9 protein-coding genes are annotated in these 11,190 nt (G+C 68.2%); 8 read left to right on the top strand and 1 reads right to left on the bottom strand.

Going from position 1 to position 11,190, the window contains the following annotated elements; genetic code table 11:
- Nucleotides 1–776 precede the first annotated feature (776 nt).
- Nucleotides 777–2,276, top strand: coding sequence for a tyrosine-type recombinase/integrase (locus tag ACWEKM_RS04105; RefSeq protein WP_451619595.1), 1,500 nt, complete (start codon nucleotides 777–779; stop codon nucleotides 2,274–2,276).
- Here the strand turns inward: ACWEKM_RS04105 and ACWEKM_RS04100 are convergent.
- On the bottom strand, nucleotides 2,185–2,622 hold the full coding sequence (locus ACWEKM_RS04100; RefSeq protein ID WP_451619589.1) for a hypothetical protein: 438 nt from the start codon (nucleotides 2,620–2,622) through the stop codon (nucleotides 2,185–2,187). The genes ACWEKM_RS04105 and ACWEKM_RS04100 overlap by 92 nt on opposite strands.
- Nucleotides 2,623–3,270: 648 nt before the next feature.
- On the opposite strand from ACWEKM_RS04100, the gene hemL reads away from it, so the two are divergent.
- The 7 genes from hemL to ccsB all read left to right on the top strand — a co-directional run bounded on the left by hemL (nucleotide 3,271) and on the right by ccsB (nucleotide 11,187).
- Nucleotides 3,271–4,602, top strand: a complete 1,332-nt coding sequence (hemL, locus tag ACWEKM_RS04095) for a glutamate-1-semialdehyde 2,1-aminomutase (RefSeq protein ID WP_451619588.1) — start codon at nucleotides 3,271–3,273, stop codon at nucleotides 4,600–4,602.
- Nucleotides 4,599–5,300, top strand: a complete 702-nt coding sequence (locus ACWEKM_RS04090; RefSeq protein WP_451619587.1) for a histidine phosphatase family protein — start codon at nucleotides 4,599–4,601, stop codon at nucleotides 5,298–5,300. Before hemL ends, ACWEKM_RS04090 begins: the two co-directional genes overlap by 4 nt.
- A 298-nt stretch (nucleotides 5,301–5,598) precedes the next feature.
- A complete protein-coding gene (locus ACWEKM_RS04085) occupies nucleotides 5,599–6,921 on the top strand; it encodes a hypothetical protein (protein ID WP_451619586.1) in 1,323 nt (440 codons plus the stop codon).
- Nucleotides 6,922–6,987: 66 nt separating this feature from the next.
- The gene (locus ACWEKM_RS04080) at nucleotides 6,988–7,578 is read left to right on the top strand and encodes a TlpA family protein disulfide reductase (protein ID WP_451619585.1); all 591 of its coding nucleotides are present in this window, start codon (nucleotides 6,988–6,990) and stop codon (nucleotides 7,576–7,578) included.
- 1 nt (nucleotide 7,579) lies between these two features.
- Nucleotides 7,580–8,353, top strand: a complete 774-nt coding sequence (locus ACWEKM_RS04075) for a cytochrome c biogenesis CcdA family protein (RefSeq protein WP_451619584.1) — start codon at nucleotides 7,580–7,582, stop codon at nucleotides 8,351–8,353.
- Between the two features lie 3 nt (nucleotides 8,354–8,356).
- Nucleotides 8,357–10,087 carry a cytochrome c biogenesis protein ResB gene (gene resB, locus ACWEKM_RS04070; RefSeq protein WP_451619583.1) on the top strand — a complete coding sequence of 577 codons (1,731 nt, stop codon included), beginning with the start codon at nucleotides 8,357–8,359 and terminating at the stop codon, nucleotides 10,085–10,087.
- Nucleotides 10,084–11,187: a c-type cytochrome biogenesis protein CcsB gene (gene ccsB / locus ACWEKM_RS04065; protein WP_451619582.1), complete on the top strand. Its 1,104-nt coding sequence runs from the start codon at nucleotides 10,084–10,086 to the stop codon at nucleotides 11,185–11,187. Before resB ends, ccsB begins: the two co-directional genes overlap by 4 nt.
- The last annotated feature ends 3 nt before the right edge of the window (nucleotides 11,188–11,190 follow it).

The following is an 11,190-nucleotide window of genomic DNA, read 5'->3' as shown; positions in this document are numbered from 1 at the left end:
TCGTCGCCGCGGCCCTGGCCCTATTCCACTTCGAGAAGAGCCGCACCGCATGATGTGGTCACGGAGCGCCACCGATCATTGCTGGCAACAGCTCAATGAGGTCTCCATATCGGAATCAGGGTTTTGGATGGCAGGCGTGGGCAACACAGCCACACCATCTGGGGAGCGTCCAGAGTGAATTCTGAAAGTCCCGGCTGCTTCCCTCGGCGTCGCCGGGGGAGACCAAAACAGTAAGGGCGAATCCCCGGTTGCCGAAATCGCTCCCGCGGAAGCTGAAATTTTCTGCGGCGAAGCAACCAGCCGACGTGCCGGAATCCGGTACCCCAGCAGCTCAGAGGCGGCGTGCAGCAGTCAGAAGTGACGCGGCCGGCCCGCCGGACACTGCATCCGATAGGTGCTCAAATCGCCCGCCTCATTGATGCGGAGGGAAGGTAGCACAACCTCCCAGCTGAAACGGCTCGTGATGTGCCGGAATTCGACGAGACGAACACCACTTCGCTTCCGGGCGACTTTTGGAGAGTTTAAGAACTAACTCTTGCCATGACGGTCGACTGCAAGTTACAGCTATTTGTCATGCCCAACCGACCTGTCGAAATAGGCCCCGCCTGCCTCCACGCCGCCCGCGCCATCAAGCACCCACGCCTTGCGCCGACCTGCCCCAGCACCAGCTCGCCGCCCCTCCCGCAGCCCTACTGCTCCCGCGGCTGACGCGCGCCGCTGCGACCCACGCCACCCCCAGTCCCCAAACCCCATCCAGGAGGCCCTTCTTGGCTGACGTGTACGACCGCTGGCATAAGTCCCACCCCAAGCCCGCCGAGGCCGAGTGCGGCGAACACAAGAGCCGTACGAAGCGGATGGTCCCTACCGCCGACCACGGCATCGGCAAGCGCTGGCAGGTCCGTTACCGCGACCTGGACGGCCATCAGCGCAAGGAGAACTTCCACACGAAGGCCGAGGCGGACAACCGCGCCGCCGAGGTCGACGTCGAAATCCGGCGCGGCTCCTACGTCGTCCCGGCCGAGACGAAGCAGACGCTCGGCGCCTACGCGCAGAAGTGGCTCGACGCGAACTCCGTCGGCCCGACGACCGCGCTCCGCTACGAGGCGACGGTGCGCAACCACATCGTCGAGCACCTCGGCCGACGCGAGCTGCGGTCCCTCAACCAGCCTTCGATCATTCAGGGTTGGATTCGCACGCTCCAGGACGCCGAACTGGAGGTGTCGACGATCGAGGGCATCTTCGACATCCTCTCCAGCATCCTCGGCGCGGCCGTGGAGGACGGGCTGTTGCCGAAGAACCCCTGCAAGGCGAAGTCGGTCAAACTGCCGACCGCGACCAAGAAGAAGATCGTCCCCTGGTCGTTGGAGCGCGTGCGCGCCGTCATCGCCGGTCTCCCGAAGCGCTTCCAGGCCGGCGGCAAGCTCGCCTTCGGCTGCGGCCTGCGTCAGGGCGAGGTGTTCGGCTTCGCCGTCGAGGACATCGACTTCAGGGGCAGCTGGATCCACGTCAACCGCCAGGTGCGGCTCGTCGGCACGAAGCCCGTCTTCGCCCTCCCCAAGGGCAACAAGATCCGGTCGGTGCCCCTACCGGCCCAGCTCGCCGTCGCCGTCAAGGCCCACATGAAGGAGTTCCCGGCGGTCGAGGTCAGCCTGCCCTGGGTCAAGCCGGACGGTGAGCCGAAGACCTTCCGCCTCCTCTTCGCCGACGAGAAGGACCGGGGCTGCAACCGCAGCGTCTTCAACATGGGCGATTGGAAGCGGGCTCTGGCCGCCGCCGGCGTGATCCCTCCCCGCGAGCGCGGCGCGCGCTACCACCAGGCGACCCGGGAAGACGGCATGCATGCCTTCCGGCACGCCTACGCCTCCGTGCTCCTGGATGCGAGGGAGGGCATCAAGGCGCTCTCCGAATACCTTGGCCACTCGGACCCGGGCTTCACGCTGCGGACGTACACGCACCTGCTGCCGTCCAGCGAGACCCACACCCGCAAGGTGGTCGACGACGCTTTCACGGAGGCGGAGGCGGAGGCGGAGACGGAGGCGCAGGCCACCGGAGACGCCCAGGGCACAACAGCGCCATCACCGAAACCAATGTGCCCTCAATTGCCCTGGCCGCCTGACGGCCCCTCTCCGGCACCAAAAAGGGCGAGGCCCGAAGACCCCGCCCGCTACCACCAAAACCCCAGACTCAGGGCCAGACCAAGCAATAAGGCTGATGCCCCGCCTCATGCAACCGGTGCGAGAAGTCCTGCCACTCGTGCAGCAGTTGGTACACGTTGAACGCGTCCCGTGGGCCGCCGCGGTCCGGGACCGTGGACCAGATGAACGCCGCCGCGCCCACCGCTTCCTCGCCGATGCCGCGCAGCGGGTCGACCACCGTCATCGGCAGTCTGACCACCGCGTAGTCGGGGTGCAGGACCACCAGTTCGAGCGGCGGCACCTTGTAGAGGGGTACGCCCTCGATGCCGGTCAGCACCATCGCGGCCATCGTCTCCGGCTTGATTTTGGTGAACATGCCGTTCATGCCGAGCTCGTCGCCGCCGAGTTCCTCGGGGCGCATCGAGATCGGGACACGGGCCGCGGTCGCGCCGTCCGGCGCGCCGAAGTATTTGTACGTCACCCCCACCCGACCACCATTTCTGCTCCCCGCCCGGAGGCGGTCGACCCGACGCTCGGCCCGGCGGTCGGTCCGCCGGTCGGGCCGCTCGGGCTCTCCCGGTACACCCTGTGCCTGACGTGCTTCGGTCGTCTCCTCCGCGTCGCGCCGGTGCCTGCCCCGCCGGGCGCGTCGAGGACCCAGATCATCAGTCCCCTCGCCCAGTCCGCCACCGCGATGCATATCTCCACCCGACTGCTTTTCTAGGACGCGTGGCCCCCGCCGCGCAACCCGATCATCGTGTCAGTGACCTCCCCCACGGTCGCCCGCCGAAACGTGCGTTGAAACATCAGTCCGCAGGATCCTCGTGGCTGCTGATCACCGTGTGCCGTATGAGCTGTGTTTCTCTCTGTGTATCAGGTCGTCTCGGGCCCCAGTCTCGCAGATGGCGGGCGATCGACCACGTGCTTGCGGGAGCGGTGGCGGGGTCGGCCTACTCTGAGGAGGTCACTCTGAGGAGGTCACTACGCAACCGGAGTCCGGGACGCGCTGAGAACGTTGAACCCGTTGAACCCGTTGAACCCGCTGAACCCGCTGAACCCGCTGAAAACGCCAAGAAACGCTGAGAAACGCCGTAAAGCTCGGAGAAGGTCGGAGAGGTCGGAGAAGTAGCAGGTCATGAGTGAATCGTCCCTTTCAGGTGCGCCCTACCCCTATGAAGCGCCCGTCTCGCAGGCCCTGTTCGACCGCGCGTCCGCCGTCACCCCGGGCGGCGTGAACTCGCCGGTGCGTGCCTTCCGCGCCGTGGGCGGCACGCCCCGGTTCATGGTGTCCGGCTCCGGCCCCTATCTGACCGACGCCGACGGGCGGGAGTACGTCGACCTCGTGTGTTCCTGGGGGCCGATGATCCTGGGGCACTCGCACCCCGAGGTGATCACCGCCGTCCAGGCGGCCGTCGCGCGCGGCACGTCCTTCGGTACGCCGGGGGAGGGCGAGGTGGCCCTCGCCGAGGAGATCGTCGCCCGGGTCGAGCCGGTCGAGCAGGTGCGGCTGGTGTCCAGCGGGACCGAGGCGACCATGTCGGCCATCCGGCTCGCGCGCGGGTTCACCCAGCGCTCCAAGGTCATCAAGTTCGCCGGCTGTTACCACGGTCACGTCGACGCGCTGCTGGCCGCCGCCGGCTCCGGTGTCGCCACCTTCGCGCTGCCCGACACCCCGGGTGTCACCGGCGCCCAGGCCGGCGACACCATCGTGCTGCCGTACAACGATCTGGAGGCCGTGCAGGAGGCATTCCACCGGCACCCCGGTGAGATCGCCTGTGTGATCACGGAGGCCTCGCCCGGCAACATGGGCGTCGTGCCGCCCGTGCCCGGGTTCAACCAGGGGCTGAAGGACGTGTGCGCCGAGAACGGCGCCCTGTTCATCTCCGATGAGGTCATGACCGGTTTCCGTACCAGCAGGAGCGGCTGGTACGGGATCGAGGGTGTGCGGCCCGACCTCATGACCTTCGGCAAGGTGATGGGCGGCGGGTTCCCGGCGGCGGCCTTCGGCGGTCGTGCGGATGTCATGGCCCATCTCGCCCCGGCGGGGCCGGTCTACCAGGCGGGCACGCTCTCCGGCAATCCGGTCGCCACCGCCGCCGGCCTCGCCCAGCTGCGGCTGCTGGACGACGCTGCGTACGGGACGGTCGACGCCGTATCCGAGCAGGTCCGCTCCCTCGTCGGCGAGGCGCTGACCAAGGAGGGCGTCGCGCATCAGGTGCAGAGCGCCGCCAACATGTTCTCCGTGTTCTTCACGGACCGGCGGGTGCGCGACTACGAGGACGCCAAGCGTCAGGAGTCCTTCCGCTACACCGCCTTCTTCCACGCGATGCTGGCGAACGGCGTCTATCTGCCGCCGTCGTCCTTCGAGTCCTGGTTCGTGTCCACGGCGCATGACGAGCGGGCCGTCCAGACCATCGCCGACGCCCTTCCGGCGGCGGCCCGAGCCGCCGCGGAGGCCACCGTATGAGCACCGACAAGGACATCACGGTGGTCCATCTGATGCGGCACGGAGAGGTCGCCAACCCGGACGGGGTCCTGTACGGGCGGCTGCCCGGCTATCACCTGTCCGACCTCGGGCGGCAGATGGCCGACCGGGTAGCCGAGCACCTCTCCTCCCGCGATGTGACGTATGTCGCGGCCTCCCCGCTGGAGCGGGCCCAGGAGACCGCGACCCCGATCGCCAAGGCGCACGGGCTGGGCCTCGACACCGACGAGCGGCTCATCGAGGCCGGGAACGTCTTCCAGGGCAAGACGTTCGGGGTGGGCGACGGGGCGCTGCGCAAGCCGGGCAACTGGAAGCATCTCGTCAACCCGTTCAAGCCGTCCTGGGGTGAGCCGTACATCGACCAGGTGGTCCGGATGAAGGGCGCGTTGGACGCCGCCCGGGACCGGGCGCGCGGGCACGAGGCGGTGCTGGTGAGCCATCAGCTGCCGATCTGGATCGTGCGGTCGTACATCGAGAGGCGGCGGCTGTGGCACGACCCGCGCAAGCGGCAGTGCACGCTCGCCTCGCTGACGGCCTTCACCTACCAGGGCGACCGGATCGTCTCGGTCGGATACACCGAGCCCGCCCGTGACCTCGTCCCGGCCCATCTGCTCGGCGGCGCCAAGCCGCTGAAGGGGACGGGGCAGGGCAAGGGGCAGGGCAAGGCATTTGGGGCCTGAGCGGTCGTGAGCGGTTGTGAGGCGTCTGCCGGGACGTCCGCGGGTGGTCTGCCGGGCGTCTGCGAGGGGGCTGCCGGGACGTCCGCGGGTGGTCTGCCGGGCGTCTGCGAGGGGGCTGCCGGGACGTCCGCGGGTGGTCTGCCGAGCGCCGGCGGGCTGTCTGACGGGCGTCTGCGAAGTGTTTTACGGCGATTTTGCGGTCTTGGTGGAGAAAAATAGGAGAATATACGGAACCTCTCTGTTCGTCGCGCCCTCTGAGTGGGTGACCACCAGCAGGACGTGACGAATCGGGGATTTCATGCGCACCTTCTCCCGGAGGGGACTCCTCGGCCTCGGCGCGGGGGCCGCGGCCGCCGCCGGACTCGTGGGTTGCGGCACTCTCAGGGGATTGGACGGCGGCGGGCACGGCTCCGGTTCCGGCGGGGACGGGAACAGGGACGGGGACGGGAGCGGGCGCGGCAAGGGGCAGGGGAGCGGCAAGGGCGACGCCGGTGATGCGCCGGCCGCGCGGCCCATCGGCGACGGCTCCACGGCGTTCACGGGCAAGCAGCCGCACCAGCCCGGCCCGCCCGAGCCGCTGGAACCCGGCCAGACCCCGCCGCAGTTCGTGGTCTTCTCCTGGGACGGGGCGGGCGAGGTCGGCAACGGCCTCTTCCCGCGCTTCCTCGACCTGGCGGAGCAGCACGGCGCGAGCATGACCTTCTTCCTGTCGGGGCTGTATCTGCTGCCCGAGTCGAAGAAGCGCCTCTACGCCCCGCCGAACAACCCGCGCGGCGCCTCCGACATCGGCTACCTCACCGACGAGCACATCAAGGCCACGCTGAAGAACGTCCGCCGCGCCTGGCTGGCGGGCCACGAGATCGGCACGCACTTCAACGGGCACTTCTGTGCCGGCTCCGGCACCGTCGGCAACTGGACCCCGCAGCAGTGGCGGAGCGAGATCGAGCAGGCCAAGTCGTTCGTGAAGCGGTGGCGGACCAACAGCGGCTGGAGCGACCTGCCCGCGCTGCCCTTCGACTACGACAAGGAACTCGTCGGCGGCCGTACGCCCTGTCTGCTCGGCCAGGACAATCTGCTGCCGACCGCCCGTGAACTGGGCTGGCGCTACGACGCCTCCTCGCCCGGCGGCCGTCAGGTGTGGCCCCAGAAGAAGCTGGGCGTGTGGGACCTGCCGTTGCAGCAGATCCCGTTCCCCGGGCGCTCCTTCGAGGTCCTGTCCATGGACTACAACATGCTCGCCAACCAGTCGGTCAACTCGACCAAGGCGCCGGCGTACAACTACCCGGGCTGGCGTCGGCAGTCGGCGCAGGCGTACATAGCGGGATTCAATCGGGCATACGAGACAAATCGCGCACCCTTCTTCATAGGCAACCACTTCGAGCAGTGGAACGGCGGCATCTATATGGACGCCGTGGAGGAGACGTTCAAGCACATCGCGCGGGAGAAGGAGAAGGGCGCCGACGTACGGATCGTCTCCTTCCGGCAGTTCGTCGACTGGCTCGACGTACAGCGCCCCGAGGTGCTCGCCCGACTCCGCACGCTGGACGTAGGACAGCGCCCGGTCGGCGGCTGGAAGGCGTTCCGCTCCGAGGCGTCCAAGGACCCGGTGAACGCCGCCTGAAATGCGGATTTCCGCCCGCAAGGGGGGCGGGCAAGATCCCCGGAACGGGCATGCGAAACTTTTCACATGAGTACCCGCAGCCGCGCCGTCCTGTTCAGCGCCGTGGCCGCCGCGGCGGCCCTGGCCCTGTCCGCGTGCGGCTCCGGCGGCATCTCCGGGGGCGGCGGCAACACCAACTTCGTCACCGGGAACAACGGCATCGACACGGCGGCCAAGGGCTCGCGTGACGCGGCGCCCGACCTGTCCGGCAAGACGATCGACGGCAAGACCCTCGATGTCGCCGACTACAAGGGCAAGGTCGTCGTCGTCAACGTCTGGGGCTCGTGGTGCGGTCCATGCCGCGCCGAGGGCAAGAACTTCGCCAAGGTCTCCCGGGAGTACGCCGACCGGGGCGTCCAGTTCGTCGGCATCAACACCCGGGACGGCAGCACCACCCCCGCGGTCGCCTTCGAGAAGGAGCAGGGGATCACCTACCCCAGCCTGTACGACCCGACGGGCAAGCTCATGCTCCGGTTCAAGAAGGGCACGCTCAATCCGCAGCTGATCCCCTCCACGCTCATCATCGACCGGGACGGGAAGATCGCCGCGCGCGCCCTGCAAGGCCTCAGCGAGGAGAACCTGCTCAAGATGATCAAGCCGGTCCTCGCGGAGAAGTGACATGAGTGCGCTCCTGACGCTCGCCGCACAGACGGGCCACAACGAGACCGTCTTCAGCGGTGCGCTGCTCGTCGCGCTGCCGGTCGCGGTCGTCGGCGGCCTCATCTCCTTCTTCTCCCCGTGCGTGCTGCCGCTGGTCCCCGGCTATCTCTCCTATGTCACCGGAGTCGCCGGCACCGATCTGGCGGACGCCCGGCGCGGGCGGATGGTCATGGGCGCCTCCCTGTTTGTCCTCGGCTTCACCGTCGTGTTCGTCTCCGGCGGCGCGCTGTTCGGCTACTTCGGCTCGACGCTGCTGGATCACCAGGACATCCTGACCAAGGTGCTGGGTGTGCTCATGATCGTCATGGGCGTGTTCTTCATGGGGCTGATGCCGTGGCTCACCCAGCGTGAGTTCCGCTTCCACCAGCGGCCGAGCACCGGGCTGATCGGGGCGCCGCTGCTCGGCGCGCTGTTCGGGATCGGCTGGACGCCCTGCATCGGTCCGACCCTCGCCTCCGTGCAGGGGCTGGCCATGAACCAGGCCAGCGCCGGCCGCGGCGCCCTGCTGACGGTCGCCTACTGTGTCGGCCTCGGTGTGCCCTTCGTGCTCGCCGCGATGGCCTTCCGCAAGGCCCTCGGTGCCTTCGGCTGGGTCAAACGCCACTATGTCTGGGTGATGCGCATCGGCGGCACGATGATGATCGTCACCGGTGTGCTGCTGCTGACCGGCGCCTGGGACAGTCTGGTGCAGCAGATGCAGACCTGGTCCAACGGCTTCACTGTGGGGATCTGATCGATGAGCACGACGTCGAAGGCCACGCCCGACAACTCCCCGGGCGAAGCGGAGGAGCAGGGTCTTGAGGACGCCGGCTCCCGGCTGTCCACCGCTCCGCGCGAAGAGCCGGTGAGCATGCCCGCACTGGGCGTCATCGGCTGGGCCCGCTGGTTCTGGCGACAGCTGACCTCCATGCGGGTCGCGCTGCTGCTGCTCCTGCTGCTGTCGCTCGGCGCGATCCCCGGCTCGCTGATCCCGCAGACCGGCATCGACGCCACCAAGGTCGACGACTTCCGCAAGGCCCACACGACGCTCGCGCCGATCTACGACAGGCTCGGCCTGTTCCACGTCTACAGCTCGGTGTGGTTCTCCGCGATCTACATCCTGCTGTTCGTCTCCCTCATCGGCTGTATCGTGCCCCGCACCTGGCAGTTCGTGGGCCAGCTGCGCAGCCGGCCGCCGGGCGCGCCCAAGCGGCTGACCCGGCTGCCCGCCTACACCACCTGGCGCACGACGGCCGAGCCCGAGGAGGTCCACCAGGCCGCGCTCGCCCTGCTGAAGAAGCGCCGCTTCCGCACCCTTCTCGCCGGGGACTCGGTCACCGCCGAGAAGGGCTACGCCCGTGAAGTGGGCAACCTGGTCTTCCATATCGCGCTGATCGTGATGCTGGTCGCCTTCGCCTCGGGCCAGTTGTACAAGTCGGACGGCAGCAAGCTGATCGTTGAGGGCGACGGGTTCGCCAACTCGATGCTGCAGTACGACGACTTCAAGTCCGGCAGCCTCTTCACCGACGACGACCTGGTGCCGTTCAGCTTCGACCTGAAGGACTTCAAGGGCACCTACGAGCTGACCGGCCCGAACCGCGGCACCCCGCGCACCTACCAGGCGAAGATCACCTACAGCAAGGGCGCCTACGGCAAGGAGACCCCGGCGACCGTCCAGGTCAACAAGCCGCTGGAGATCGACGGCGCCAAGGTCTATCTCGTCAGCCACGGTTATGCGCCGGTCATCACCGTCCGCGACGGCAACGGCAAGGTCGTCTTCCATGACGCGGTCCCCCTTCTGCCGCTGGACGGCAACGTCACCTCGTCCGGTGTGGTCAAGGTCATGGACGGCTACAAGAACCCCAAGGGCGTCAGCGAGCAACTCGGCTTCCAGGCTTTCTTCCTGCCGACCTACGGCGGCAAGGGGAGCCCGATGCTCTCCCAGTTCCCGGCGGCGCTCAGCCCGATGCTGGCGCTGAACGCCTACCACGGCGACCTGGGCGTCGATTCCGGGCTGCCGCAGAGCGTGTACCAACTCGACAAGACCCATATGAAGGAGTTCAAGGACTCCAAGGGCAACCTGCTGAAGAAGCAGCTCACCCCGGGGAAGACCATGACCCTCCCGGACGGCGCCGGCTCCATCACCTTCGAGAAGGACATCAAGGAGTGGGCCGGCTTCGAGATCGTTCAGGAGAGCGGTGCCGGCTGGGCCCTCGGCGGTGCCATCGCCGCGATCTTCGGCCTTGCCGCGTCCCTGTTCATCCAGCGCCGCCGCGTCTGGGTGCGGGCCGTGCCCGGCCCCGACGGGGTCACCGTCGTAGAGATGGCCGGCCTCGGCCGCAGTGAGTCCGCCAAGGTCCCCGAGGAACTGGGCGATCTCGCCGGCGTCCTCTATGACCGCGCGCCCGGGGCACCCGACCCCGACGACGAACCTTCACCATCCGCCGACTCCCCGGCCGTACCCGCCGAAGGGGCTGAGAAGCAGTGACTTCCGCCGCCGCAATCGATCTCGCCGTCGCGACCAACGAACATCTCGCGAGCGTCAGCAACACGCTGATCTACTCGTCGATGGCCGTGTACACGCTGGCCTTCTTCGCGTATATCGCGGAATGGCTGCTCGGCAGCCGCAGCAAGGTCGGCCGCACGGCCGCCGCGCTGACCGCCGATGTGCCGAAGAAGAAGGCGGAAGCGCCCGCCGTCACCGTGCAGAACGCCGGCGGTACCGCCGTGCTGGAGCGGCCCAAGGTCGTCGTCCGCGCGGCGGCCGGCGCCCGGGACGTGCCGGACGGCCCCGGCGCCCATGGCGGTGACGAACAGGGCGATCTCTTCGGGCGTATCGCCATCTCGCTCACCGTGCTCGCCTTCCTGGTGGAGCTGGGCGGGGTCATCGCCCGCGCGGCCTCCGTGGAGCGGGCGCCGTGGGGCAACATGTACGAGTTCAACATCACCTTCTCCACGGTCGCCGTCGGCGTGTACCTCACGCTGCTGGCACTGAAGAAGAACGTCCGCTGGCTGGGGCTGTTCCTCACCACCACGGTCCTCCTCGATCTCGGCCTCGCCGTCACTGTCTTGTACACCGCCAGCGACCAATTGGTTCCGGCCCTGCACTCGTACTGGCTGTACATCCACGTCTCCACCGCGATCTTCTGCGGCGCGGTGTTCTACGTCGGCGCGGTCGCCACGATCCTCTACCTGTTCAAGGACTCGTACGAGAACAAGCTCCAGGGCGGCGGCCGGCCCGGCACGTTCGCCACCTCGGTGCTGGAGCGGCTGCCCGCCTCCGCCTCGCTCGACAAGTTCGCCTACCGGGTCAACGCGGCCGTCTTCCCGCTGTGGACGTTCACGATCATCGCGGGCGCGATCTGGGCGGGCGACGCCTGGGGCCGCTACTGGAACTGGGACCCCAAGGAGACCTGGTCCTTCATCACCTGGGTCGCCTACGCCGGCTACCTGCACGCCCGCGCCACCGCCGGCTGGAAGGGCCGCAAGGCCGCCTACCTCGCGCTGATCGCGTTCGGCTGCTGGCTGTTCAACTACTACGGCGTGAACATCTTCGTGAGCGGCAAGCACTCGTACGCGGGCGTCTGACCC

The sequence above is a fragment of the Streptomyces sp. NPDC004752 genome, assembly GCF_053601275.1.
This window is presented reverse-complemented; position numbering and strand designations above follow the sequence as displayed.